The sequence below is a fragment of the Amycolatopsis sp. lyj-109 genome (assembly GCF_046548995.1).
In the GTDB taxonomy this organism is placed as follows: domain Bacteria; phylum Actinomycetota; class Actinomycetes; order Mycobacteriales; family Pseudonocardiaceae; genus Amycolatopsis.
This window is the reverse complement of record NZ_JAJPWR010000002.1, coordinates 399,602-423,107: the sequence shown is the minus strand read 5'-3', so window position 1 is coordinate 423,107 and position 23,506 is coordinate 399,602. Positions and strand designations below refer to the sequence as shown.

25 protein-coding genes and 2 pseudogenes are annotated in these 23,506 nt (G+C 71.6%); 17 read left to right on the top strand and 10 right to left on the bottom strand.

What is annotated here, in order from left to right; all coding sequences use genetic code 11:
* The first annotated feature begins 63 nt into the window (after positions 1-63).
* Positions 64-621, top strand: a complete 558-nt coding sequence (locus ACLJQF_RS05760) for a dihydrofolate reductase family protein (protein WP_410607145.1) — start codon at positions 64-66, stop codon at positions 619-621.
* Between the two features lie 28 nt (positions 622-649).
* Positions 650-1,678, top strand: a complete 1,029-nt coding sequence (locus tag ACLJQF_RS05755; RefSeq protein ID WP_410607144.1) for a D-cysteine desulfhydrase family protein — start codon at positions 650-652, stop codon at positions 1,676-1,678.
* A gap of 78 nt (positions 1,679-1,756) precedes the next feature.
* Here ACLJQF_RS05755 and ACLJQF_RS05750 read toward each other — a convergent pair.
* Both ACLJQF_RS05750 and ACLJQF_RS05745 read right to left on the bottom strand, forming a co-directional pair.
* A pseudogene (locus ACLJQF_RS05750) lies at positions 1,757-2,323 on the bottom strand (DUF998 domain-containing protein); the annotation flags it as partial.
* 34 nt (positions 2,324-2,357) lie between these two features.
* Positions 2,358-3,152, bottom strand: a complete 795-nt coding sequence (locus ACLJQF_RS05745) for a protein phosphatase 2C domain-containing protein (RefSeq protein WP_410607143.1) — start codon at positions 3,150-3,152, stop codon at positions 2,358-2,360.
* A gap of 91 nt (positions 3,153-3,243) precedes the next feature.
* Between ACLJQF_RS05745 and ACLJQF_RS05740 the strand changes: the two genes are divergently transcribed.
* Positions 3,244-3,453, top strand: a complete 210-nt coding sequence (locus ACLJQF_RS05740; RefSeq protein ID WP_004559389.1) for a sigma factor-like helix-turn-helix DNA-binding protein — start codon at positions 3,244-3,246, stop codon at positions 3,451-3,453.
* The gene (locus ACLJQF_RS05735) at positions 3,453-3,980 is read left to right on the top strand and encodes a Clp protease N-terminal domain-containing protein (RefSeq protein ID WP_410607142.1); all 528 of its coding nucleotides are present in this window, start codon (positions 3,453-3,455) and stop codon (positions 3,978-3,980) included. Before ACLJQF_RS05740 ends, ACLJQF_RS05735 begins: the two co-directional genes overlap by 1 nt.
* Here ACLJQF_RS05735 and ACLJQF_RS05730 read toward each other — a convergent pair.
* Positions 3,977-4,624: a YczE/YyaS/YitT family protein gene (locus ACLJQF_RS05730; RefSeq protein WP_410607141.1), complete on the bottom strand. Its 648-nt coding sequence runs from the start codon at positions 4,622-4,624 to the stop codon at positions 3,977-3,979. The two genes, ACLJQF_RS05735 and ACLJQF_RS05730, sit on opposite strands and share 4 nt — an antisense overlap.
* Before the next feature lie 61 nt (positions 4,625-4,685).
* Here ACLJQF_RS05730 and ACLJQF_RS05725 point away from each other — a divergent pair, with 61 nt between their 5' ends.
* The gene (locus ACLJQF_RS05725; protein ID WP_410607140.1) at positions 4,686-6,140 is read left to right on the top strand and encodes a PLP-dependent aminotransferase family protein; all 1,455 of its coding nucleotides are present in this window, start codon (positions 4,686-4,688) and stop codon (positions 6,138-6,140) included.
* A gap of 495 nt (positions 6,141-6,635) precedes the next feature.
* On the opposite strand, the gene ACLJQF_RS05720 is transcribed toward ACLJQF_RS05725, so the two are convergent.
* Entirely contained in the window at positions 6,636-7,967 is a 1,332-nt protein-coding gene (locus tag ACLJQF_RS05720; protein ID WP_410607139.1) for a hypothetical protein, read from the bottom strand.
* Between the two features lie 749 nt (positions 7,968-8,716).
* Positions 8,717-9,883 (bottom strand): pyridoxal phosphate-dependent aminotransferase, encoded by a 1,167-nt coding sequence (locus ACLJQF_RS05715; protein WP_410607138.1) that lies wholly within the window; start codon positions 9,881-9,883, stop codon positions 8,717-8,719.
* Between the two features lie 29 nt (positions 9,884-9,912).
* Between ACLJQF_RS05715 and ACLJQF_RS05710 the strand changes: the two genes are divergently transcribed.
* Positions 9,913-11,211: a DUF445 domain-containing protein gene (locus ACLJQF_RS05710; RefSeq protein ID WP_410607137.1), complete on the top strand. Its 1,299-nt coding sequence runs from the start codon at positions 9,913-9,915 to the stop codon at positions 11,209-11,211.
* A gap of 213 nt (positions 11,212-11,424) precedes the next feature.
* Here the strand turns inward: ACLJQF_RS05710 and ACLJQF_RS05705 are convergent, their stop codons facing one another.
* On the bottom strand, positions 11,425-11,895 hold the full coding sequence (locus ACLJQF_RS05705; RefSeq protein ID WP_410607136.1) for a CGNR zinc finger domain-containing protein: 471 nt from the start codon (positions 11,893-11,895) through the stop codon (positions 11,425-11,427).
* An 83-nt stretch (positions 11,896-11,978) separates the two neighbouring features.
* Here ACLJQF_RS05705 and ACLJQF_RS05700 point away from each other — a divergent pair, with 83 nt between their 5' ends.
* From ACLJQF_RS05700 to ACLJQF_RS05690, 3 genes are read left to right on the top strand one after another with little or no spacing between them, the layout of a single operon-like run.
* On the top strand, positions 11,979-12,347 hold the full coding sequence (locus ACLJQF_RS05700) for a VOC family protein (protein WP_410607135.1): 369 nt from the start codon (positions 11,979-11,981) through the stop codon (positions 12,345-12,347).
* A 52-nt stretch (positions 12,348-12,399) separates the two neighbouring features.
* On the top strand, positions 12,400-12,753 hold the full coding sequence (locus ACLJQF_RS05695) for a zf-TFIIB domain-containing protein (protein ID WP_410607134.1): 354 nt from the start codon (positions 12,400-12,402) through the stop codon (positions 12,751-12,753).
* 1 nt (position 12,754) lies between these two features.
* Positions 12,755-13,366, top strand: coding sequence for a nucleoside kinase (locus tag ACLJQF_RS05690; RefSeq protein ID WP_410607133.1), 612 nt, complete (start codon positions 12,755-12,757; stop codon positions 13,364-13,366).
* A 49-nt stretch (positions 13,367-13,415) separates the two neighbouring features.
* Here the strand turns inward: ACLJQF_RS05690 and ACLJQF_RS05685 are convergent, their stop codons facing one another.
* Positions 13,416-14,561, bottom strand: a complete 1,146-nt coding sequence (locus ACLJQF_RS05685) for a methyltransferase domain-containing protein (protein ID WP_410607132.1) — start codon at positions 14,559-14,561, stop codon at positions 13,416-13,418.
* Positions 14,562-14,705: 144 nt separating this feature from the next.
* Between ACLJQF_RS05685 and ACLJQF_RS05680 the strand changes: the two genes are divergently transcribed.
* From ACLJQF_RS05680 to ACLJQF_RS05655, 6 genes are all read left to right on the top strand, one after another.
* Positions 14,706-15,134 (top strand): helix-turn-helix domain-containing protein, encoded by a 429-nt coding sequence (locus ACLJQF_RS05680; RefSeq protein ID WP_410607454.1) that lies wholly within the window; start codon positions 14,706-14,708, stop codon positions 15,132-15,134.
* The gene (locus ACLJQF_RS05675; protein ID WP_410607131.1) at positions 15,131-15,820 is read left to right on the top strand and encodes a hypothetical protein; all 690 of its coding nucleotides are present in this window, start codon (positions 15,131-15,133) and stop codon (positions 15,818-15,820) included. The genes ACLJQF_RS05680 and ACLJQF_RS05675 overlap by 4 nt, the downstream gene beginning before the upstream one ends.
* 84 nt (positions 15,821-15,904) lie before the next feature.
* Positions 15,905-16,198 carry a DUF2516 family protein gene (locus tag ACLJQF_RS05670; RefSeq protein WP_013222364.1) on the top strand — a complete coding sequence of 98 codons (294 nt, stop codon included), beginning with the start codon at positions 15,905-15,907 and terminating at the stop codon, positions 16,196-16,198.
* Positions 16,199-16,313: 115 nt separating this feature from the next.
* The gene (locus ACLJQF_RS05665; protein WP_410607130.1) at positions 16,314-16,856 is read left to right on the top strand and encodes a YbaK/EbsC family protein; all 543 of its coding nucleotides are present in this window, start codon (positions 16,314-16,316) and stop codon (positions 16,854-16,856) included.
* Positions 16,853-17,860 (top strand): ornithine cyclodeaminase family protein, encoded by a 1,008-nt coding sequence (locus ACLJQF_RS05660; RefSeq protein ID WP_410607129.1) that lies wholly within the window; start codon positions 16,853-16,855, stop codon positions 17,858-17,860. The genes ACLJQF_RS05665 and ACLJQF_RS05660 overlap by 4 nt, the downstream gene beginning before the upstream one ends.
* Positions 17,857-19,305, top strand: a complete 1,449-nt coding sequence (locus tag ACLJQF_RS05655) for an aromatic amino acid lyase (protein ID WP_410607128.1) — start codon at positions 17,857-17,859, stop codon at positions 19,303-19,305. Before ACLJQF_RS05660 ends, ACLJQF_RS05655 begins: the two co-directional genes overlap by 4 nt.
* A 251-nt stretch (positions 19,306-19,556) precedes the next feature.
* On the opposite strand, the gene ACLJQF_RS05650 is transcribed toward ACLJQF_RS05655, so the two are convergent.
* Entirely contained in the window at positions 19,557-20,492 is a 936-nt protein-coding gene (locus tag ACLJQF_RS05650) for a GNAT family N-acetyltransferase (RefSeq protein WP_410607127.1), read from the bottom strand.
* A 99-nt stretch (positions 20,493-20,591) separates the two neighbouring features.
* Here ACLJQF_RS05650 and ACLJQF_RS05645 point away from each other — a divergent pair.
* Together ACLJQF_RS05645 and ACLJQF_RS05640 are read left to right on the top strand one after the other, a co-directional pair.
* Positions 20,592-21,156, top strand: a pseudogene (locus ACLJQF_RS05645) (cadmium resistance transporter).
* A 106-nt stretch (positions 21,157-21,262) separates the two neighbouring features.
* Complete coding sequence (locus ACLJQF_RS05640; RefSeq protein ID WP_410607126.1) at positions 21,263-21,955, top strand: M15 family metallopeptidase; 693 nt, start codon at positions 21,263-21,265, stop codon at positions 21,953-21,955.
* A 141-nt stretch (positions 21,956-22,096) separates the two neighbouring features.
* On the opposite strand, the gene ACLJQF_RS05635 is transcribed toward ACLJQF_RS05640, so the two are convergent.
* Positions 22,097-22,807 carry an ABC transporter permease gene (locus ACLJQF_RS05635; protein WP_410607125.1) on the bottom strand — a complete coding sequence of 237 codons (711 nt, stop codon included), beginning with the start codon at positions 22,805-22,807 and terminating at the stop codon, positions 22,097-22,099.
* Positions 22,804-23,502: an ABC transporter permease gene (locus tag ACLJQF_RS05630; protein ID WP_410607124.1), complete on the bottom strand. Its 699-nt coding sequence runs from the start codon at positions 23,500-23,502 to the stop codon at positions 22,804-22,806. The genes ACLJQF_RS05635 and ACLJQF_RS05630 overlap by 4 nt, the downstream gene beginning before the upstream one ends.
* Positions 23,503-23,506 lie beyond the last annotated feature (4 nt).

Here is a 23,506-nt window from a genome sequence, read left to right as displayed (position 1 = left end):
ACCTCCGATGAGTTTTCGCGACCCCGGTCGTCTACCTGGCCAACGACTACGTGAGGAGAAACCATGGCCACGGTGCACGCGGGCATGAGCATGTCGCTGGACGGCTTCGTCGCCGATCGCGACGGCGGCACGGCCCGGCTGTCCGCCCCCGCCGCCTCGAGCGGCAGCGAGTGGATGACCGACCTGATCCGGGAGACGGGCGCGGTCGTCCTCGGCCGCCGCTCGTTCGCGATGGCCGAGGACCCGGACTGGTACGTCGGCAACTACGAGTTCCAGGTCCCGATCTTCGTCGTCACGCACACGCCGCCAGCCGTGCTGCCCAAGCAGGACGAGAACCTCACCTTCACCTTCGTGACCGACGGGATCGCCTCGGCGGTCGAGCAGGCGCGGGCGGCCGCGGGGGAGCGGGCGGTCAAGGTGATCGGCGCGAGCGTGGTCCGGCAGGCCGTGCAAGCCCGGCTGGCCGACGAACTGCACGTCCAGATCGCCCCGGTGCTGCTGGGCGCCGGACTGCCGTTGTTCGGCGACCCCGATCTCGACGGCGTGGCGCTGCGCCGGATCGGCGTGCGCGAGGTCGGGCCGGTCCTCGAACTCCGCTTCCAGGTGCTTAACCCCCTATAGTGGTTAGAAAGCCGAGCCTGGAGGGCCGATGACGTTCGACTTCGCCGGATTCCCCGACGCCGCGCTGGCCGCGGTGCCCCGTGTCGACCTGGGCGGCTGGCCGACCCCGCTGCACGAGGCGCCCCGGCTCGGTGAAGCCCTCGGCCTGCGAAACCTCTGGCTCAAGCGCGACGACGTGCACCCGCTCGGTGCCGGCGGCAACAAGCTCCGCAAGCTCGAATACCACCTGGGCGCGGCGAAGGCGGCCGGCGCCGACACCGTGCTCACCTTCGGCGCGCTCCAGACCAACCACGGCCGCCAGACCGCCGCCGCGTGCGCGAAGCTCGGCCTGCGCTGCGAACTCGTGCTCACCGCCAAGGTCCCGCGCGACGGCGAGGCGTACGAACGCGGCGGCAACCTCCCCCTCGACCGGCTCTTCGGCGCGACCGTCCACGTCTGCGCCGACGGCGAGGAAACCGGCCGCACCTACGACCGCCTGGTCGCCGAAGCCGCCGCCGACGGCCGGAAGGTCGCCACGATCCCGGTCGGCGGCTCCAACGACCTCGGCGCGCTCGGCTACGTCCGCGCCACCTACGAACTCGCGAAGCAGCTGGAAGAACGCGGCATCGAGCGGGCCCACCTCGTCGTCCCGCACGCCAGCGGCGGCACCGCGGCCGGCGTCGCGCTGGGCGCCGCGCTCCTCGGCGGCCTCGGCGTCGGCATCGCCTGCGTCAGCCACCCGCTCGCCGAGGCCACGGAGAACCTCCGCGACCTCGTCGACGGTGCGGCCAAGCTCCTCGGCGTCGAACCACCGTCGCTCGCGCACACGAAAATGGGCGATGCCACGCTCGGTCCCGGCTACGGCATCCCGACCGACGCCGTCTGGGCCGCGCTACGGCTTTTCGGCCGCACGGAGGGTGTCGTGCTCGATCCGGTCTACACCGGCAAAGTGGCCGCCGCGCTGATCGAATGGGCGGGTCACTTCGCTCCGGACGATCACGTGGTGTTCCTGCACACCGGCGGCATGCCCGGCCTGTACGGCTACGCGCCCGAATTCGCGGCGGCCGTCGAAGGCTGATTCCAGCCGGGCCGCCAGCCACAGCAGCGTGCCCAGCAGTACGACGTCCGCGAGTAGCAGCAGCCGCTGCGTGACGCCGATCGGGACGGCGTCGGAGATCTCGCGGAACGGCGCCACGCCGGCCTCGCTCAGCCGCACGAACACGAAGCTCAGTGCGAACAGCGCGAACGCCCCCGCGGTCAGCCGGATGGCCCGGACCAGCGCGATGCGCTCCGGCCGGTCCCGCAGCGGCTCCAGCAGCGAGATCGCCGCGCCGGGCAGGCTGCAGAACGCGACCAGGCACGCGTAGAGGTGGATCTCGCCGCTCACCGGGTCCGGCGCCGCGGGGTAGCTCGCCGGGAAGATCGCGGCCGCGGCCATCCCGAGCGCCCACAACGCGAGCAGCAACCGGGTCGTCCGCGACAGCGGCACGCCGGCGACCTGCAGCGCGCCGAGCACCGCGAGCGACCCGACGGCCAGCGAGAGCACGCTCGCCGCGAGCATCCCTTCGCCGCGGTCGGTCACCGTGTAGCTCGACAGCGTGTCGTACACCGGATTGCGCGAGCTGACGATGTGCAGCACCACGGCCGTGAACAGGCCCCACCCGATCGCCGCCACCGCGACGAGCCGCCACGGTCTCGTGCGCTTCCCCGTTTCCGTCCCCATGTGTTCAGGGTCGCCGGAAACGCGACCGTCGTGATCAGGGAAGACCCTGATTAACCCCCTGATTGAAATCGACCAGGACGAGCGCCTGGTCGTCGTGCCGCTTCGGCCGGGGCCACCGCTCGCCGTCCGGATCCTGCTTTTCGGCGGTGCGGACGGCGTCCAGCACGGCGTCGGGTCCGTCGGCCCGGGTGACCGCCAGGGCTTCGCGCCAGTCGAAGAGTTCGTACTGGTCGACGCCGATGGACACGCCGTCGCTGGCGAGCAGCACCGCGTCGACGTCGGCCCGCTGCCAGCTGCGCCGGACCGCGTGCGCGGCGGCACCCGGGTCGGCTTCGGCGACCCAGAAGCCGTCGTGGGCGTTGCGCCGGCGCCGGACGTCGGCGCCGGTCTGGAGCATCCCGCGCCGCCGCAGCCGGGCCAGCCGGTCGTCCGAGACGACGTCAACGCTGAAGCCGCCGAAGCTGCCGAAACCGACCACCGGGCTGTCGGCCAGCACGAGCGCGTCGACGCGGTCTTCGAGCCACCGCACGGCCGCGACCGTGCTCGACGGGGAACGCTGCGGCTGCAGGCAGTGCCTCGCGGTGACCGCGGCGATCGCGCTGGTCAGGACCTCGGTCAGGTCGGCTTCGGGGGCCGCGCGGAGGTCGTCGGCGAGGCGCCCGGCCAGCCGTTCGGCGTACCAGCCGCCGGGGGGCTGCGAGGGGTCCGCCGAGGTGGCGCCGTCCAGGACGAGCACCGCGTTGTCGAGCACGACGACGTGGTCCTCGGTGGGGCGCGGGTGGCCGTCGGCGCCCACCCCGGCCCGTTCGGCGATCACGATCTCGGGCATCACCCGACTGTACGTCGCCCTTCCGGTGGCTTCGCGCTGAGCGTGTCAACTTCGGTTGACAGGAACGACATGTCAACGTAGGTTGACAGGCATGACGGAAGCGACGGATTTGGCCGCCCGGGCGGGTGACCGCGATCCCCGGGTGGGGCTGCGCGCGGTCGCCGCGCTCCGGCGGCTGCTGGAACAACTGGAGGCCGTGCAGGTCCGCAGCGCGCGGGTGCACGGCTGGTCGTGGCAGGAGATCGCCGCCGAGCTGGGGGTCAGCCGGCAGGCCGTGCACAAGAAGTACGGGAGGCACTGATGTTCGAGAGGTTCACGGCCGACGCGCGGATGGCGGTGGTCGAGGCGCAGATCGTGGCGCGGGAGTCCGGTTCGGTGGAGATCGGGCCCGCCCACCTGCTCGCCGCGCTGGTGAAGACCGACGTGCCGCTGCTGGCCGAGCTGGGCGTCTCGGTCGAGGACGTCGCCGCCGAGCTGGCCCGCACCCGGCGCCGCGGAGGGGTGAGCGACGCCGACGCCGAGGCGCTCACCGAGTTCGGCATCGACGTCGAGCAGATCGTCGACCGCGTCGAGCAGACGCACGGCGAGGGGGCGCTGGCCGGACGGCTCGGCCCGGCCAAGCGCGGGCACATCCCGTTCACCGCACAATCGAAGAAGACGCTGGAGCTGAGCCTCAAGGAAGCCGTCCGGCTGGGCGACAAGCACCTCGGCCGGGAGCACATCCTGCTGGCACTGGCCCAGCAGCGCGGCACCGACGACGTGCTCGCCCGGCGCGGCGCGGACTACCTGACGCTGCGCCGGGCCGTGCAGCAGCGCAAGGCCGGTTAGTGAACGGGCTGCTGCTCTTCGCGCTGCGGTTCGCGCCACACGACCAGCGGCAGCAGCGCCTGGGTCAGCGGGCCGATGGCCAGCGCGTAGAGCACGGTGCCGAACCCGAGCGTGCCGCCGAGCGCGAACCCGGCGATGACCACGGTGAGCTCGATGCCGGTGCGCACCAGCCGGACCGACCGGCCGGTGCGCGCCGCGAGCCCGGTCATCAGGCCGTCGCGGGCACCCGGGCCCAGCCGGGCGCCGACGTAGGTGGCCGTCGCGACGCCGTTGAGCGTCACGCCGCCGACCAGGAGCACTATCTGCCACACCAGGTCGTGCTGGTCCGGGAGGACCGCGCGGACGACGTCGACCATGACCGAGATGACCACGACGTTCGCGACCGTGCCGATCCCGGGCCGCTGGCGCAGCGGGATCCACAGCAGCAGCACGGCCACCGAAATCACGCCGGTCACCGTGCCGAAGGTCAGCCCGGTGTGCTTCATGACGCCTTCGGCCAGCACGCCCCACGGTTCGAGGCCCAGGTGGGCGCGGGTGAGCATGGCGACGCTCGTGCCGTAGAGGGCGAGGCCGGACAGGAGCTGGACGCTGCGGCGGACGGGGTCGCGGGTGATCCGGACGGGCCGGAGATCGGTCTGAGCCACGTCGTCCACTATCGAGGTAAGTGGCCTGGTAAACCATAGCCAATTCTGGAATATTGGCCTGATGGAACCCATGATCCCGCTGGGTGGACGCATCTCCGGGCCACGATTGGCCGTCATGCTGGGCTCGTGGCGGCAAGGTGGCTCCCGGCAGGGTGCCGCGGACCTGGCCGCGGCCCTCGAACTGCAGGTGCTCGACGGCCAGCTCCCGCTCGGCACCCGGCTGCCCGCCGAACGGGAGCTGGCCGACGCGCTGGGGGCGAGCCGGACGCTGATCGGTGCGGCCCTGGACCGGTTGCGGGAGAACGGGTTCGTCGCGAGCCGTCGGGGCGCCGGTTCGTGGATCACCGCACCCGGACGCCGCCGCCGGGCCACGGTCGTCCCGGAGGGTGACGACCTGATCGACTTCGCCCACGCGTCGCCGTCGGCGCCGCCGGGCATGATCGCGGCCGTCGACGCCGCCCGCTGCGCGCTCGTCGAGCACCTCGGGCAGCACGGCTACTCCGAGCGCGGCCTGCTGACGCTGCGGGAGAAGATCGCCCGGCGGTACACCGAGCGCGGGCTGCCGACCACGGCCGCGCAGATCATGGTCACCAACGGTGCGCACCACGCGTTCGTGCTGGTCCTGCGGATGCTGACCGGGCCTGGCGACCGGGTGCTGGTGGAGCAGCCGACCTACCCGAACGCCCTGGAGGCGATCCGGGCCGCGCACGCCATCCCGGTGCCGGTCGCGCTCGACCCGACCGGTGACCGCGGCTGGGACATCGCCGGCGTCGACGCGGCCCTGCGCCAGGCAGCCCCGCGGCTGGCCTACCTCGTGGTCGACTTCCAGAACCCGACCGGCCTGCGCCTCGACGCCGGGGGCCGCGAACGGCTCGGTGCCGTCCTGTCCCGCGCCCGGACGCCGGTGGTGGTGGACGAGACGCTGGTCGAGCTGGACTTCGAGGGGGATCCGCTCGACGGGCCGCCGCCGCTGGCCGCGTTCGCGGGTGACCTGGTGATCTGCGTCGGCTCGGCGTCGAAGTCCCACTGGGGCGGCCTGCGCCTGGGCTGGATCCGCGCGTCGGAGGACCTGCTCGGCCGCCTGGTGTCGGCGCGCTACGCGGTCGACCTCGGCTCGCCGGTCTTCGAGCAGGTGGTGTTCTCCGAACTGCTGGAAGCCGACGGCTGGGCGGCGCTGGCTCGCCGTCGCGACGACTTGCGAGGCAACCGCGACGCGCTGGCGGAGGCGGTCGCCGCGCACCTGCCGGACTGGACGTTCACCCTGCCGAACGGCGGGCTGTCGCTGTGGTGCCGGATGCCGGAACCGGTGAGCTCCCGCCTGGCGGTCGCGGCGGCGAGCCATGGGATCCAGGTGGCCCCGGGCTCCCGCTTCGGCGTCCACGGCGGCATGGAGCGCTGGATCCGGCTGCCGTTCGCGTTGCCGCCGGAGAAGATCGGCGAAGCGATCCGCCGGCTGCGCGCGGCCGAAGCGTCGGTCCGCGGCACCCCGGCTTCCTTGGACGCGCCCATCGCATGAACGAACCGGTGCGCTGGATGCGAGCCTCCTCCCAGGGATGGGCGGCGTTCATGTGCATCCAGCGCACCGGTTCGTCGTTCCACACACCCGCTCACGGACGTGACCCCGTTCGCGGGTACCGCGGCTTCCCGGCACAGCCCCTCGACGTGCCGGGAAGCCGGCGGCTCAGGTGCGCTCGCGGTACTGCGAGTCCTCGCTCGGCGCGGTGAGCAAGGGCTCCCGGAGCGCACCCGGTGTGGGTCCCGGCGCCGCGGGGGCAGCGCGGCGCCGGGACCGGGATCCGACCCGGCCGGGCGCGGTCGGCCGGTCGGAAAGTTTGTGGGTTCGCATGGTTTCCGCCCCTGGGGTACGTCGGACGCGCGGCGGCGTCACGAGACGTGAAAGAGCCACGGATTTCGTACTGGAGCAGGGGAAACGTGACGCCTCAACGGCGTGCGGGTGCGCCTTGATGATCTTGAACAGGACGCACTTGTCCCCGGCTGCCCGGTCCGGGGGTCAGTCGGGGGAGGTGGTGGGCAGGGCGGCTTCCCTGCCTGCGCCGTCGACCTCGTGGTCGCGGCTGGTGCCGATCAGCTTGAGCTGCGTGGTGGTGACGTCGTCGGTGTGGACGGCGAAAGCGTGGCGGGCGCCGCCGGAGCCGTCGTGGCCCGGGGCCGCGGTGGGGGCCGGCGCGCTCGGGGCGGTGGTGCCGCCGGGCAGGCCGGGCGTGGAATCGCCGCCGCCGCCGGTGGCGTGGGTGCCGGAGTCGCGCGGCTGCTCGTGGACCGCCGGCAGCGACTCGGCGTGCCGGACGACCAGGTGCGCGAGCGCGACCCGGGAGGTCTGCTGCTGACCGGCTGTGGAGGCGTCCGCGGCCGGGACGGTCCCGAGGACCGCGGCCGGCGCCTGGGTGACGACGGCCGGCACGCCGGGGACGGTCGCGATGACGCCGCCTGAGTTCGAGCTGCCGCCGAGCACGGGGCTCAGGATGTCGTCGAGGGGGAGCAGCACGGGCGCGCCGGGGTTGCTCGCGGGCGGCTGGGTGAGCGGTGCGAGCACGGTGTGGGAGAGCGTGTCCGTGACGAGGCCGAGGGTGCCCGTGACGGTGGAGAGCGTCCCGCCCACCACGTCGAGGACGCCGCCGACGAGGCCGCCGACCAGGCCACCGGACGAGGCGGCCGACTCTGTGGTGGTGTCCTTTGTGGTCGCTCCGCTGACCGCCTCGAGCGTGCCGCCGACCAGGCTGCCGAGCAGGTTCCCGCTGGCGGAGGTGGCCTTCGGCGCGTCGGTGGAGGAGCTTTCCGGGGAGCCGGCCTTCGTGGTGGCCGCGGGCTTCTTGGCGGACGAGCTGCCCGACGGCTCCGCCGGGGAAGTGCTTTCCGGCGAGGCGGCGACCGGCTCTTCCGGGGAAGGGCCGGCCGCCGGCTCTCCGGTGGCCGAGCTGTCCTTTGTGGTCTCCGGCGCAGTGACCGGTTCGTCCGTCGCCGTCGGCTCGGCGCTGCCGGTCTTCGGCTGGGCCGCGCAGGCGCCGTCGCCGGTCTCGTGGTGGCTCTTGCGGTGCCTGGCGTGCCACACCGGCTTCGCGGCATGGTCCACAGTGGAGAGCACGGGTGCCTCGGGGCACGCCGGCCGGTCGGCCGCCGATGCGGTGCTGCCGGACAGCGCGGCGCCGAGCAGCCAGCCCGCGAGGGTCAGGCCACCGGCGACCAGGATCTTCGCGGCGGGCCGTTGCAGCGACGCCGTCCACGGCCGCGGCGCGCGTACGCGCGCGTGCGAGGCAGCCGGTTCAGCCGGGGTGGGCCCAGGCCGCACGGCAGCGTCGCGGCGCGCGTTCGCCGTGCTGCTCACCGCCACCACCACCGTCCGCGCCTGAGGCTTCCGCGATTTCCGCTCGAGCCTGTTGTTGCTGGGGTCTTTCTCCGGTCAGGTCGCAGTTCCCCCGGGGCTGCACTCTTGCTGGCACCGTTCGGGAGTCTTTCATCTCTCCCGCGTTCGATCCAGCCCGTGAGGCCGAGCGGCCCTACCGGGCAAGGCATCTGCGGCCGACAAGTTGATCACTCTCAGTGCCGTTCGGGTGCTCGCTTACGGCCATTCGGACGAGTACTGCAATTTGCACACCTCAGGGTTGACCTGATGTTTCCGGCCGCCCGAACGCGCATTGTGCCGAGCCGGTTCCGCTGGGTGTGCACTCCGCGGTTTCGGCCAAGTGACCGGAATTTGACCGGAATGTGGGACGTCCGCTGGGCCGAACGGGTTCCGCGGGCGGCTTCGCTTGTCCCACGCCGAAAGCGGCGACTCGGACCGTTCCGGGATCCGGCTGCGGTCCGTGATCACGAACGCGCCGGACCGATGCCCGCGGGCCGGCCGGCGCGGCGGGGTGCTTGCCAGGCCGAGCATCGCGCCACGGAGGTTCCCGCGCCCGCCGCGGCCGGCCGGGAAGCGCCCATCGTCATCGCGGAGAGTGACGGCGCGAAGCGGCAAGTGGTGGACGCCCGGCGAGGCCGGCCGGCCTCCGGCGGGTCGGCCCGCCCGGCGCCCGCTGCCGGTGCGGCGCCGGAACGGCCGCGAACGACGTCTACTCAGCCGGGCCGCGGTGATCAGACCAGTTTGCGCAACCGGGTGATGGCCTCGTCGATGACCTCGTTGCGCTTGCAGAACGCGAAACGCAGCAGGTGTTTCCACTCGTCCGGGTGATCGGTGAACACCTTCACCGGCACCGCGGCGACCCCGACCCGGCCCGGCAGTTCCCAGGCCAGATCGGCGGCGTCGGTGAAGCCGAGCGGCCGCACGTCGACGCAGACGAAATACGTGCCCGCCGTCGGCCGGACGGCGAACCCGGCGTCCGCGAGCCCGGCCGAAAGCCGGTCGCGCTTCTCCTGCAGGGACTCGCGCAGGCCGTCCACCCAGGGCAGCTCGTGGTCGAGCGCGTGCGCGACAGCCGGCTGCAGCGGGCCGCCGGACACGAAGGTGATGAACTGCTTCGCCGCTTTCACCGCCGCGACGAGCTCCGGCGTCGAGCAGACCCAGCCGATCTTCCAGCCGGTGCAGTTGAACGTCTTGCCGGCGCTGGAGATGCTCACCGTCCGCGGCCGCATACCGGGCAGCGTGACCAGCGGGATGTGCTCGGCGTCGTCGAAGACCAAGTGCTCGTAGACCTCGTCGCAGATGGCGATGAGGTCGTGTTCGACGCACAGCGCGGCGAGCGCTTCCAGCTCGGCGCGGGTGAACACGGTGCCGGTCGGGTTGTGCGGCGAGTTCACCAGGATCGCCCGGGTCCGCGGCGTGACGGCGGCGCGCAGCCCGTCGACGTCCAGGCCGAACCGGCCGTCCGGGCCATCGACCAGGCCGACGACCCGGCGCTCGGCCCCCGCCATCGCGACCGCGGCGGCGTAGGAGTCGTAGTACGGCTCGATGACGATCACCTCGTCGCCGGGCTCGGTCAGCGCCAGCAACGCCGCCGCAATGGCCTCGGTGGCGCCCGCGGTGACCAGGATCTCCGTGTCCGGGTCGTACTCGGTGCCGTAGCGCTGCCGGTGCCGCGCGATCGCGGCCCGCAGCTCGGGCCGTCCGGGCCCCGGCGGGTACTGGTTCGCCCCGCCGAACAGGGCGTTCTTCGCCGCTTCGAGCATGCCGTCCGGGCCGTCGGTGTCCGGGAAGCCCTGGCCGAGGTTGACGGCGTCGTGCCGGACGGCCAACGCCGTCATCTCGGCGAAGATGGTCGAGGTGAACGGCCGGAGCCGGGGAACGAGAGCAGGTTCGCGCACGATCAGCCATCCTCACGGACAATGGCGATGTGGAGCAACTGACCCCCGCGAAGGTGACACCCGCCGACCCACCGGGCGGCGCGGCCGGTGAAGAGGAAAAGCGGCGCGGCCTGCGCAGGATGAAGCTGGTCGCGCTGTCGTTCCTGCTCGGAGCGACGCTCGTGTTCCTGCTGGCCGGCTGGGCGCAGGCGAGCGGCTGGCCGGGCTGGGTCGGCTACGTGCGCGCCGCGGCCGAGGCCGGCATGGTCGGCGCGCTGGCCGACTGGTTCGCCGTCACGGCGCTGTTCCGGCACCCGCTGCGGCTGAAGATCCCGCACACGGCGATCATCCCGAACAAGAAGGACGCCCTGGGCAGCAGCCTCGGCGACTTCGTCGGCTCGAACTTCCTGTCCGAGGAGGTCGTGCGCGACAAGCTCAAGCGCGTCGAGATCGCCCGGCGGCTCGGCGGCTGGCTCGCGGAGCCGGACAACGCCGAGCGCGTGACGTCCGAGCTGGCCACTGCGGTGCGGGCGGCCGTGAAGGTGCTCCGCGACGAGGACATCCAGGCGATCATGGAGCAGGCCGTCGCCCGCCGGATCATCGACAAGCCGTGGGGCCCGCCGCTGGGCAAGATCCTGCAGGGCGTGTTCGCCGACGGCGCGCACCACAAGCTCGTGGACCTGATGTGCGACCGCGGCTACGAGTGGGTGCGCGACAACCACACGACGATGCTGCGCGTGGTGTCGGACCGGGCACCGAGCTGGTCGCCGAAGTTCGTCGACGAGATGCTCGCGGACAAGGTCTACGGCGAGGTGCTGTCCTTCGCGTGGGCAGTGAAGACCGACGTCAACCACCCGATGCGGCTGGCGCTGGACAAGTTCCTCGGCGAGTTCGCCCAGGACCTGCAGACCAACCCCGAGGTGATGGCCCGCGCCGAGCAGGTGAAAGGCCAGATCGTGCACCACGAGGAGGTCCAGCGGCTGATCGGCTCGGCGTGGAGCACGGCGAAGGAGATGCTGCTGACCGCCGCCGAGGACCCGTCGAGCGAGCTGCGCCGGCGTGTCCGGCTCGGGCTCACCTCGCTCGGGCAGCGGCTGATCACCGACGACCAGCTGCGGTCGAAGGCCGACGGCTGGGTCGAGGGGGCCGCGGCGTACCTCGTGAAGAACTACTCACGGGAGATCACCACGATCATCACCGACACGGTCGAGCGATGGGACGCCGAGGAGACGTCCCGCAAGATCGAGCTCCAGGTGGGGCGCGACCTGCAGTTCATCCGGATCAACGGCACGGTGGTCGGCGCGCTCGCCGGGCTGGTCATCTACGCCGTCGCGGAGCTGCTGTTTTGACCGCCGAGTCGTATACCACAACTGGGGGACCTTCAAACCAGTTGTCCACAGGAAGCTGAGTTATCCCCCGGGTTATCCACAGTTTTTCACGGTGATGGCCTAACGGCTGTCCACAACGTGTGGGGGGCGGGGTGTCCGGGGCGCGGATATGTGGTGCTTCGTCCCCAAGTTGTCCACAACCGTTCGAGTGTCCGCCGCTCGGATGAGGCCGGTTCAGCCGGCGGCGGCGCGGGCGCGCCAGCCCCGCGCCTTCTCGCGGTTGCCGCAGACGCGCATCGAGCACCACGTGCGCGAGCGGTTGCGCGACTCGTCGTAGAACGCCCACAAGCAGGTGTCGGCCGGGCAGATCTTCAGGCGGATCCAGTCGCCGCGCACGACCAGCCGCGCGCAGGCGATGAACACCGTGCCGACGACGTCGTCCGCGACCAGGGCCGGCCCGTCCGCGGTGAGGGAGATGCGGGTGCCGACGTTGACAGCGCCGTCGCTGCCACCGGGTAGCCGCGGGTCGCCGATCGCCGCGCGCAGGGCGTCCCGCGCCGCGCGGGCCTCGGCGGCCGGATTGGCCGTCAACGCGTGCGCGGCCGCCCACTCGCGCCACTGCCCGGGATCTTCGAGCAGGTCGGTGCCCTCTTCGACGTTGACCGTGTTGAGGAACTCCACCACCAGGGAGGCGTCGGTGTGCACTTGCCGAGTGTACGGCGGTTGCCATCGGGTGTGCTAACCCACATAATCGCTTTACTGGTTACTCACGATCGAAGGGAGCGACGATGAGTGCGGTTCCGACCCTGGGTGTGGTGGCCCTCGACTGCCCCGACCCGGCTGCGCTGGCCGAGTTCTACCGCGCGGTGCTGGAGTGGGACGCGCCCGAAGTGCCCGAGGACGGGCACTGGGTGACGCTGGCCAACCCCGCGGGTGGCGCGGGCATCGCGTTCCAGCGGGTGCCCGACTACCGGCCGCCGGCCTGGCCGTCCGCGGAGAACCCGCAGCAGATGCACCTGGACCTGAACGTCACGGACCTGGAAGCGGCGCACGAGCGCGTGCTCGGGCTGGGGGCGAAGCTGCTCGACGACAACCCGGCGACGTTCCGCGTCTACGCCGATCCGGTCGGACACCCGTTCTGCCTCTGCGCCTGCTGACGCGTTTTTGCGTAGGCTCGGCGGTGTGATTTGTCCGAAGTGTCAGAACCAGATGCGGACCGTCGACAAGAACGGCATCCACATCGACCAGTGCGACGGCTGCCGCGGGATCTTCCTGGACCGCGGTGAGCTCGAGGCCATCGTCGGTGCGGAAAGCTCGTTCTACGGCCAGCAGCCGCCGCAGTACCAGTCCGGACCGACGGCCCACTACGGCCGTCCCGACTCGCCGCGCCCCTACCGCGGTGGCGGCGGCTACCCGGATTCGCCCAAGGGGTACCGCGGTGGTGGTTACGCGGACTCGCCACGGCCGCACCGCGGTGGGTACTCGGATTCGCCGCGGCCGTACGGACACAACCAAGGCCACGGCCACCGCAAGCGCAGCTTCCTCGAGAACCTCTTCGACTGAGGTGGGCCTCGACCTGCGGATCTGCCCGGCCTGCGGAGACCGGGCGGACCGCCCGGTCGTCGCGGGCGCGACCGTCACGTGCGGGAAGTGCGGGCACGAGTGGCCGTTCCGGAAGCTGCCGCTGTTCGCGCTGACCGGCCCGAGCGGCGCCGGGAAGTCGACGATGGGGCCGCTGCTGGCCGACCGGTTCGCCGGCGACGTCGTCGTGCTGGACCAGGACATCCTCTGGATCAGTGCGCTGCACGACGAGGTCACGTCGTTCCGTTCGATTTGGCTGCGGATGGCGGCGATGCTGCACCAGAACGGCCGCCCGGTCGTGCTGTGCGGCACGGTGGCGCCCCCGGAGTTCGAGCCGTTGCCGGAGCGCGCGTTCTTCAGCGACATCCACTACCTGGCGCTGGTCGGCTCGCCTTCGTCCCTGCGAGCGCGGCTGCGGGCGCGCCCGGCGTGGCGGGAGTGGGACGAGCAGCGGATCGACGAGATGCTGGAGTTCAACGACTGGCTGCGGAAGTCGGCGCCCGAACTGGGTGTCGACCTCTTCGACACCACGGACGTCCCGCCGGAGGCGACGGCCGACCACGTCGAGAAGTGGATCCGCGCGCGGCTGCCCTGACCCCTGAGGGCACTTTCACGTGAAAGTGCCCTCAGGGGTCCCTCAGGGGTCAGGACAAGGGCCAGGTGCGGCCGCCGGGGGAGTCGAGCCAGAACTCCTGACGGTCGCCGGTCACCGTCACGCCGAACCGGTCGCGATCCGGCTTGTCCAGCTCGCACCACTCGACGAAGGCCGCCTCGGCGAGCTCCCACAGCGCCCGCGGGCCGCCCTGGGCGACCTCGTCGGCGCCGCCGCGCTTGCGGTGGCGGACCCACGAGCCGTCCGGGTGGACCAGCGCGACGCCCGGCGTTTCGTCGCTGCCTTCGCGCACCGGGCGGACGCCGGGCAGTGCCAGTCCCGCGAAGAACTCGAACTGCCGGCGGGGTTGGAGCACGGCCGACATCGGCAGCCGCGTCTGCTCCCAGTCGCCGCGCGACGGCATCGGCAGCGGGCCCGTCTCCGGTAGCCGGTGCGCGCGCAGCGGCATGAACCGGCCGTCGCGCGCGAGGACGTGGCCCTGCGCGGTGCCGTCTTCGCCGACGACGAGCCGGACCAGCCCGGCGCCGATCGGGCGGTTCAGCGTCGTCACGATCAGCCCGCCCGGCGCCGTCTGCGCCAGCCAGGCCGGTGGGATCGACGTCACGGACGCCGTGCACAGCACCCGATCGAAGATCGTGCCGGCCGGGAAGCCGAGCGCGCCGTCGCCCACCGCGCAGGCCGGGTGGTACCCCGCCGCGGTCAGCCGCTCGCGGGCCGTCGCGACGATCCCCGGGTCGATGTCCACTGTGGACACCCGGCCGGCGCCGCAGCGGTGGCTCAGCAGCGCGGCGTTGTACCCGGTGCCGGTGCCGATCTCGAGCACGCACTGCCCGCCGCGCACCCGCAGCTCCTCGAGCATGATCGCCATGATCGAGGGCATGCTCGACGAACTCGTCGGCGTGCCCGCCACCGGGCCGGTGCGCCGGGCAAGCTCCCAGCGGTCCGGATCGTCGTCGAGCTGCGTCACCAGCACGTCGCGGGAGTAGACCGTCTCCAGCCAGCCCGGGTCCTCGCGGCTGACCGCCGCCCACAGCCCGCCCGCCGGCACGAAGAACCGCGGCAGGAAGACGTGGCGGGGCACCGCGCGGAAGGCGGCGATCCACTCCGGCGCGTGCAGGACGTCCTCGTCGAGGAGGTGCTCGACGAGGCGTCGCCGCAGCCGGGCCGAGCGCGTCATGGGACCACGGTAGCGGTGAGCGTCACACCCGATGGTTGCAAGCACAGTGCTTGCAATAGCTAGCACTGGCGCGTACCGTCGAAGATGTCGCGAGGAGGTGACCGGATGGCAGAGACCGGTGGGACGTCAGGATCCGGCAGTCCCATGGAAAAGGTCGCGGACATCGCTTCCGACATCGGCGAGTACATCCGCCAGCAGCGCAACACCGCGAAGATCTCGTTGCGCCAGCTGTCGAAGCTCGCCGGCGTGTCCAACCCGTACCTGAGCCAGATCGAGCGCGGGGTGCGCAAGCCCAGCGCGGAGATCCTGCAGCAGATCGCCAAGGGCCTGCGCATTTCGGCGGAAGCGCTGTACGTGCAGGCCGGGATCCTCGACCTGCCGACGGGCGGGCCGGTGGGCGACGCGATCCGCGCCGACGCCGAGCTGACCGAACGACAGAAGCAGGTCCTGCTCGACGTCTACGAGTCCTTCCGCCGGGAGAACGCCGCGGCACGGCCGGCCGCCTCTCCTGGCTCGGACACCCCGGACACCCCAGACACATCTCCAGCCGCGAACACCAAGGAGTCAGCATGACCACCCCCAAGACCGAAGACGTCAAGAAGGCCGTCACCACCGCCCTCGACCAGGTCCGCACCCCGCTGCTCGCCGCACTCGGCGCCGGCAACCTGGCCACCCACGCCGTCACCGACGCCGTGGCGAAGGCCAAGGAGAACGTGACCAAGAGCGGCGAGACCGCCCGCAAGAACCTGCAGGAGCTGCCGACCGACGTCGAGAGCCTCCGCGAGAAGCTGGACCCGGCCGAGCTGCGCAAGGTCATCGACGAGTACACCGAGGCCGCGCTCAAGCTGTACAACAAGCTGGCCGAGTCGGGCGAGCAGGCGTGGGACAAGATCGCCGCGCAGCCGCAGGTCAAGAAGGCCATCGAGCAGCTCGAAGAGGCCCTGACCACCGCGCAGGGCCAGGTCGAGGACGTCACCACCGAGGTCCGCGAGCGCGTCGACGGCGTGCTGGCCAAGGTGACCAAGCGCACCCGCTCGGCCGGCGAGAAGACCGCCCGCAAGGTGACCGAGGTCGCCGGCGAAGCGGCTGAGGCCATCGAGGAGCTGGGTGACGACGTCGCCCACGAAACCCGCTCGGCGAGCCGCCGGGTCGCGAACAAGACGGCCCCGAAGACGGCCGCCCCGGCCCGCCGCACGACCACGTCGACCACCTCCAGCGCCGCCGCGAAGAAGCCGGCCGCGCCGAAGACCGACAAGTGACATCGCTGTGAACTCCCGGCCCCGCCACCGCACTCCCGGTGGCGGGGCCGGGGTCGTTCGGGTGGTTTGCCGTAAGCTGTCGCTGTGCTAGTCGCCATCTGGATCCTCAATGTCATCCACTGGGGCAGCGCGCTGGTCGGGCTCTTCGCCTTCGTGCACGCGCTGCTTCAGCGCGCCGACGCCTACTCCGCGGCCGACCGCAAGACCAAGCCCATCTGGATGCTCATCACCGGTGGCGCGACGCTCGCCATGGTGCTCTTTCCGGTGATGGGCCCGGGGATGATTTTCTACGTGCCGGCCATGGCCGCGGCCCTGGTCTACATCGTGGACGTCCGCCCGAAGCTGATCGAGGTCCAGCGCGGCGGCTCCAGCTGGTAATTGCCGATCCGGCCAAAAGCAGGCCCGCCCTCGCGCGGCACGTGACCGGTTCTCCCCAGTCATCGGCCGTGACTGTGGTCGGGTTGGCAACCATTGGCACAGTTACTCTGGCGGGGTGACCTGGACCATCGCCGGGAGCCTCACCGTCGTTCCCGCCCCCACGCGTACTGACCTGCTCGCCGAGCCCGTGGCCAAAGCCTTGGCCGCGCTCGCCGACCCGGACGCCGTCGGCGTCGCGGAGATCGACCCCTCGCTCGCCGACACCGCCGCCTTCTGCGAGGCCTACGGCTCACCGCTCGAGGCGTCCGCGAACTGCGTCGTCGTCGCCGGCAAGCGGGCAGGCGAAGTCCGCTTCGCGGCCGCGCTCGTGCTCGCGACCACCCGCGCCGACGTCAACGGCGTGATCAAGCGCCGTCTCGACGTCCGCAAGGCGTCGTTCGCGCCGATGGACGAAGCCGTCTCGCTGACCGGGATGGAGTACGGCGGCATCACGCCGGTCGGCCTGCCCGCCGACTGGCCCGTCCTGCTCGACCGCCGCGTCGCCGACGCGCCCGAGCTCGTCATCGGCAGCGGGATCCGCGGCAGCAAGCTGCTGATCTCCGGCGCCGCGCTGGCCGCCCTGCCCGGCGCCGAGGTCATCGAGGACCTCGCCAAGTGACGTCCGTCTGGCTCCGGTACCTGACCGGCGCCGACATCGACTCGCTCGGCGTCACGGACGCGGACATCGTCGGCGCGGTCGAGGACGTGCTCGCCGACCACGGCCGCGGTCAGGTCGTCTTCGAGCCGCGTACGCACCTCGTGCCGGACAACGGCGGCAAGGGCCACTTCAACATCCTCCGCGGCCACCTGTCCGCGAAGCAGGTCAGCGGTGTGAAGGTCGTCGGTGACTTCGTAGGGAACTTCGAACGGGGCCTCCCTTCGGAAATGGCGTTGATCCTGCTGCTCGACCCGGACACCGGCATGCCGCGGGCCATCGTCGACGGCACGATGATCACCGAGGCGCGCACCGGCGCGATGACCGCCGTCGGCGCGAAGTACCTGGCCCGCCCGGATGCACGGGTGCTCGGGCACATCGGTGCCCGCGGTACCGCCTGGTGGAACGTCGTGCTGCTGGACTCCTTGTTCGACTTCGCCGAGATCCGCGTGACCAGCAAGCGCCCGGAGTCGCGCGAGGACTTCGGCCGCCGGCTGTCCGAACGGCTCGGCAAGGACGTCCGCGTCTGCGCCACGGCCGAGGAGACCCTGGACGGCGCCGACATCCAGGTCGAGGCCTCCCGGCTCGTCGAGCCCGAGGCGCTGGTGCGCCGCGAGTTCCTCCGGCCGGGCACCTTCCTGGTGCCCTACGGCACGATCAGCGCGCTCGAGCTCACGCTGCTCGACGACATCGACAAGGTCGTCGTCGACGACTGGCGCGAATCGCGGTCCGGCAACCCGCGGTTCGGCGCCCTGCGCCCGCAGGTCAACGCCGGCCTCCTCACCGAGGACAACGTCCACGCCGAGATCGGCGACATCGTGGCGGGCAGCAAACCCGGCCGCGAGCACGACGCCGAACGGATCCTGTTCTGGCACCGCGGACTGTCCACAACGGACGTTGCGGTGGCGAACATGATCCTCGCCCGTGCCGAGGCTTCCGGCGTCGGCACCATGCTGCCCTACCGATGATCGTCTCCGACAGCGAGTTCGCTGACAGTGAACGGTTGGTTCTGGACAAACCGCTGGTGGAAGCCCTGACGCGGCGCCGGAAAGAGGTCTTGACGGCCCTTGCCGTTCCTGACGAGCCGGTCTACGGCGTCACCACGGGGATGGGCCGCCTCGCGGGTGTCGCGCTGGATTCGCGGCAGCAGGCCGAACACCAGCGGAACCTGCTGATCGGCCGGGCCGTCGGCGGGCCGCCGTGGCTGCCACCCGAAGACGTCCGCGCACTGCTCGTCGTCCGGCTGCGCGACTTCCTGCGGCCGTGGTCGGGGGTGCGCCCCGAACTGGTGCAGTTCCTGGTGGACCGCTTGAACGACGGCTTCACACCCGCCGTCCCGCGCTCCGGGCTCGGCAGTTCGGGCGAGATCATCGCGCTCTCCCACGCGTTCCAGACGTTCCTCGGCATCGGCACGGTCCTGGAGGACGGCGTCGAAGTGCCGGCCGCTTCGGCGCTCGCCGCGCGTGGTGCCACGCCTTATGTCCTTGGGGCGAAAGAAGGTGCTTCGCTGCTGCAGGGTTCTCCGCTGGCGGTGATGCACGCCGCGCGGGGCTGGACCGAAACCCAGCAGCTCATCGACCTGCAGACCCTCACCGCGGCGATGGCGATCGACGTCCTCGGCGCACCGCGCGCGGTGTTTTCCCCGGTCATGGCCGGCGGCGACGACCACCTGCGGACGCTGCTGTACGAGCTGACCGAGCTGGTGGGCATCGGCCCGGTGCGGCCCGGCGTGGTGCAGGCCCCGCTTTCGGTGCGGGTCGCGCCGCGGGCGCTGGCGCACGCGTCCCGCGTCAACGGCGACTTGCACGAGACCCGGCGACGCTGGGCGACGATGCCGGGCGATTCGCCTTCCTTCGTCGACGGTTCGTTCGTTCCGGGGACGGGCTACCACGCGGTGGACCTGGGATTGCGGATGGACGCGGTGACGGCCGCGCTGGTGCACCTCGGCGAGATCTCGGTGCAGCGGACGCACCGGTTGCTGGACGAGCGGTTCAGCGGGTTGCCACCGCAGCTCACGGCCGATCCGGGGCCGCGGGCGGGATTGGTGCCGCTGCACAAGCGAGCGGCCGGCGAACTGCACGCACTGCGCCGGCTCGCGGCACCGGCGACGCTCGGTTCGATCGACACGTCGGCCGGTCAGGAGGACGTGCAAGCGTTTTCGTCGGCGGCCGGCGAACAACTGCGCGCCGCGGCCGCACACCTTTTCGCGATCACGGCTTGTGAGCTGATCACGGCGTCCCAGGCGCGGTACCTGGCCGGCGGGGACGGCGTGCCGGGCCTTCGGGCCGGTTATGCGTGGGTGCGATCGGTGGTGCCGCCGCTCGACGAAGACCGGCCGCTGGGGCCGGAAGTCGAGCGTCTGGTCGCCGTTTGCCGCGAGGCTCACTTCAACGACCTGGCGACGCTCACCTGAGTCTGCCGGGCTTTCCGACGCCGGTCGCTTTCTGGTGGGTGGGCTGTGGCTGCCTGCTTGGCTGTTGGCGGGCTGGGGTGCCGTGAATGACTCATTCCTGGCGTCGGAGGTCCTGAATGAGTCATTCAGGACGTTCAAACCCGCAGAGGCACCCGGCTGACACCGGCTGCACGGTTGTCCACAAGTGTGCGTGGGTGTGGACAACCGGCCGCCGGACGCCGCCGAATCGGACATCCCGCGGGAGCGGGGCGCTACGTTCGTCGGTGAGCGCCCTCCGGGGGCGCGGACCCCGGGAAAGGAGGGATACGACGGCGGGTCCGCGTGAAGGTGAGGGTGCGGGCATATGGGCGGAAGCCCAGAGCGCGATACAGAGGGAGGGCACCTGCGGACTTCGGATGGTTGATCACCGGATACACGACGGCTTCGCGAGCGCCGGCGTGGTGGGCCGCGCGCAGCGCGGCGAGGCACACCGCGCGGGCGAGCCCCGTACGACGGAACTCCGGCAAGGTTCCGACGGGCTCGAGCTCGCCGACGGCATTGCGTTCGTCGAGCCAGATCAAGCACTGGGCGGCGAACCGGCCGCCGGGTGCCTCGACGACCCAGTCCAGCCCGGCCCGGTACGGCCAGGCGGCCATGACGGTCCGGTAGCTCGGTCCGGTCACCCTCGACGGGTGCCAGACCGCGCGGTGCACGGCCACGCGGCGGTCGAGATCGTCCGGGCCGACCGGCCGGAGCGTGAAGCCGGCGGGCACGACCGGCTCGGGCAGATCCACGAGGAGGCGAGACAGGTACGACTGGAAAACCGGACCCTCATGAAGCGCGTAACCGCACCGCTCCAGCGCGGCGACGGCATGCTTCTCGGCGTCGAGCACGGTGACCGTGAGCTCGGCCGCGGAGGCGGTGTCTTCGAACCAGGCGAGCACCTCGGACGCGAGTCCGGGGCGCGCCGGATCCACGAGCAGCGCGAGTTCACCGGGTAGCGAAACCCAGCCCCACGCGACGACTTCGCCGCCCGCTTCCCACAGCACGGTCGGCCACCCGGCTTCCCGGCCGGCGTGCTGAAAGCGCTGCCACGCGAGATCTCCGACGTGCACCGAACTCGACTTCGACCAGATCCGCTGGGCCAGGTCCTGCATGGCCCGCAGGTCGGCCGGACCGGTGTAGCCGCGGCGCGTGACGGTGGGCATGGGCAGAATCGTCCGGTGCCGCACCGGTCTTCGCCAAGCGGTTTACCGATCGACCAAAGCAGGCCGACCCCTGCGCGGCGGGTAACCGTGGAGGTGGGTGTGGACGCCGGACTGCTCGGCCGCGCGGTCGCGATGTTCGCCGTGACGAACGTCGACGACCTGGTGCTGCTCGCCGTGTTCTTCGGGCAAGCGGCCGGCCGCCGCGACGAGCTCAAGGTCGCGGTGGGGCAGTTCCTGGGCTTCGCGGCGATCCTGGCGGTGTCGGTCGCGGGAGCGCTCGGAGCCGGCCTGCTGCCGGAGGGCGCGGTCCGCTGGCTGGGTGTGCTGCCGGTGCTGCTCGGCGTCCGCGCGGCCTGGCAGGCCCGGCACCAGGACGACGACGAGCCACCACCGGCGGCCGGCGTGCCCGGGATCGCGGCGGTGTGCTTCGCCAACGGCGGTGACAACATCGGCGTGTACGTCCCGGCCTTCGCCGCGGCCGGGCCTGCGGGCCTGGTGGGCTACGTGGCGGTGTTCCTGGCGGGCGTGGCGGTGTGGGTGCGCGGCGGGCCGCTTCCTGGCGACCCGGCCGGGCGTGGCCCGCGTACTCGCCCGGTGGGGTCACGTGGTGCTGCCGCTGGTGCTGATCGCGCTCGGCGTGCTGATCCTGGTCGGCGCGTTCTGACCGAGGCGGCCGGCGGTGACGGTTTCGCCGGTGCGCCGAAGGTTGCTTCAGTGTGGCGTATCCGACTCCGACGCAGCCGATCACTGGGGCCGGGCGTGGTGTGATCATGAATCTGAGAACCAGAGTTCTTGCCGTCATCACATTCACGCTGTCCGCGGTCGTGGCCGTGGCCGCGCCGGCTCCGGCGGCCACCGGCACGCAGACCGTGGAGCTCGCCGCGCCGGCCGGCAGTGGCCTGGCGCCCTACATCGCCGTCATCAAGCCGGTGACCGCCGAGCGGCTCGGCAACAGCTGGCGCGCGGGCTGCCCGGTCGGTCCTGACCAGCTGCGGCTGATCAACCTGAGCTTCCTCGGTTTCGACGGTGCCGTGCACCGGGGGGAGCTGGTCGTCAACGCCGACCGGGCGCTCGAGGTCGCGCGCACCTTCGGTGACCTGTACTTCGGGCGGTTCCCGATCGAGCGGATGGAGACCGTCGAGAAGTACGACTCCGACGACGACGCTTCGATGGCGGCGAACAACACCTCGGCGTTCAACTGCCGGGCGATCACCGGGGGGACCGCGTGGTCGAACCACTCCTACGGGCGTGCCATCGACATCAACACCGTGCAGAACCCGTACATCTCCGGTAGCGGCGCGGTCTACCCGCCCAACGGGGCGCCCTACGTCGACCGGACGCAGCACCTGCCGGGCATGATCCACACCGGCGACGTCACCGAGCGGGCGTTCACCTCCCGTGGCTGGACCTGGGGCGGTTCCTGGGACACCCCGATCGACTACCAGCACTTCGAGAAGCCCTGACCCCGAACGGGAAACCGCTGGGGCGAAGCAAACCCGAGGCCGCGTCTGGGATGGGTGACCGCGGCCGAGGCTGACTGACCGGAGCCCAGGATCGTCGCCGGATGGGGTGGCGGCGGTTCTGGGCTGCGGTCCAGACACGCCCTAGTCGCGGCGGGCGTTCTGCAGTGCCAGGCCGCGGGGCGTCGCCGCGCGGGTGATCAACGCGAACGCGCCGTCGCACAGGAGCGCCAGGACCACCGCGGCCAGGCCGCCCGCGAAGATCGCTCCGTAACCCTGGGCTCCTAACGCGAAGCCGTCGACTATGTAGCGGCCCAGGCCGCCGCCGTCGTTGACGATGGCTCCGATCGCCACCGTCGCGATCAGCTGGAGGAACGCCACCCTGGCGCCCGCCAGGATCACCGGGGACGCCAGCGGAAGCTCGAGGCGCAGCATGATCTGCCACTCGCGGTAGCCCGTTCCGCGGGCGGCGTCGACCGTCTCCTGCTCCAGCGTCACCACGCCCGCGTACGTGTTCGTGAACAACGGGGGCATCGCCAAGGCGACCAGTGCCAGCAGCAACGGCCAGAACGTCGTGTCCAGCTCCCACCGGCTGGCCAGGAACCAGAACAGGATGATCAGCCCGAAACTCGGGATCGCCCGGCCGATGTTCACCGCGCTGCTCGCCAGGAACGCGCCGCGGCGGTAGTGGGCGAGCCACAGGGCCGCCGGGATCGTCAGTGCCGCCGCGATCAGCAGGGCCAGCAGGGAAAACCTGAGGTGCTCCAGCGTCCGGTACGGGACGCCGGCCTTGTCGGTCCAGCTCCAGCGGTTCGGGTCCGCGAGCCACGCGTTCAGCTGGTCGAGGAAGCTCATCGCGCCCGCACCTTCCGCGACCAGGGAGCCAGCACGCGCTCGCTGAGCCAGAGAACCAGATCGACCACCACCGCCAGCGCCACCGACAGCACCACGCCCACGATGATCATCGTCGGGTTGGGGGTCGCCGTCTGGATGCCCGCGCGGATGAAGTAGCCCAGGCCGCCGAGGCCGAGCATCGAGGTGACCGTCACCAGGCCGATCGTCGTCACCGCCGCGACCCGCAGGCCGGCGATCACCACCGGCAGGGCGAGGGGCAGCTCGATCTGCCAGAGCAGCCTGCCGCGCGTGTACCCCATGCCGATCGCGGCCTCGCGGACCTCGTTCGGCACCTGGTCGACGCCGGTGACGATGTTGCGGATCAGGATGAGCAGCGTGTACGTCGCGAGCGGGATCATCGCGGAGACGAACGTCAGCCCGAAGAAGGGCACCAGGACCGCGAACGCGCCCAGGCTCGGGATCACGTACAACGCGCCCGCCGTGCCGAGGATCACCGGGTACGACCAGCGGAAACGGAGGGAGACCACGGCGAGCACGATCGACACCAGCAGGCCGATGCCGAGCGCGGCGCCGGTCAGGGAGATGTGCTCGACCAGGCGCTGGACGATGTCGTCGGCGTTGCGGTCCACCCACTTCCACTGGAAGATCGGGGGCCCGCTATCGGCGGCCAGCGGCGTCCCCGTGGTCACGTGCACCGGG

What these genes read in the sequence shown, in the direction of transcription:
- ACLJQF_RS05695 (WP_410607134.1), top strand. Translation starts at nt 12,400, where the DNA reads ATGCGGACCGTCGACAAGAACGGCATCCACATCGACCAGTGCGACGGC.
- ACLJQF_RS05740 (WP_004559389.1), top strand. Translation starts at nt 3,244, where the DNA reads ATGACGGAAGCGACGGATTTGGCCGCCCGGGCGGGTGACCGCGATCCC.
- ACLJQF_RS05755 (WP_410607144.1), top strand. Translation starts at nt 650, where the DNA reads ATGACGTTCGACTTCGCCGGATTCCCCGACGCCGCGCTGGCCGCGGTG.
- ACLJQF_RS05735 (WP_410607142.1), top strand. Translation starts at nt 3,453, where the DNA reads ATGTTCGAGAGGTTCACGGCCGACGCGCGGATGGCGGTGGTCGAGGCG.
- ACLJQF_RS05685 (WP_410607132.1), bottom strand. Translation starts at nt 14,561, where the DNA reads ATGACGCGCTCGGCCCGGCTGCGGCGACGCCTCGTCGAGCACCTCCTC.
- ACLJQF_RS05675 (WP_410607131.1), top strand. Translation starts at nt 15,131, where the DNA reads ATGACCACCCCCAAGACCGAAGACGTCAAGAAGGCCGTCACCACCGCC.
- ACLJQF_RS05655 (WP_410607128.1), top strand. Translation starts at nt 17,857, where the DNA reads ATGATCGTCTCCGACAGCGAGTTCGCTGACAGTGAACGGTTGGTTCTG.
- ACLJQF_RS05700 (WP_410607135.1), top strand. Translation starts at nt 11,979, where the DNA reads ATGAGTGCGGTTCCGACCCTGGGTGTGGTGGCCCTCGACTGCCCCGAC.
- ACLJQF_RS05650 (WP_410607127.1), bottom strand. Translation starts at nt 20,492, where the DNA reads ATGCCCACCGTCACGCGCCGCGGCTACACCGGTCCGGCCGACCTGCGG.
- ACLJQF_RS05760 (WP_410607145.1), top strand. Translation starts at nt 64, where the DNA reads ATGGCCACGGTGCACGCGGGCATGAGCATGTCGCTGGACGGCTTCGTC.
- ACLJQF_RS05680 (WP_410607454.1), top strand. Translation starts at nt 14,706, where the DNA reads ATGGAAAAGGTCGCGGACATCGCTTCCGACATCGGCGAGTACATCCGC.
- ACLJQF_RS05640 (WP_410607126.1), top strand. Translation starts at nt 21,263, where the DNA reads ATGAATCTGAGAACCAGAGTTCTTGCCGTCATCACATTCACGCTGTCC.
- ACLJQF_RS05745 (WP_410607143.1), bottom strand. Translation starts at nt 3,152, where the DNA reads ATGCCCGAGATCGTGATCGCCGAACGGGCCGGGGTGGGCGCCGACGGC.
- ACLJQF_RS05635 (WP_410607125.1), bottom strand. Translation starts at nt 22,807, where the DNA reads ATGAGCTTCCTCGACCAGCTGAACGCGTGGCTCGCGGACCCGAACCGC.
- ACLJQF_RS05725 (WP_410607140.1), top strand. Translation starts at nt 4,686, where the DNA reads ATGGAACCCATGATCCCGCTGGGTGGACGCATCTCCGGGCCACGATTG.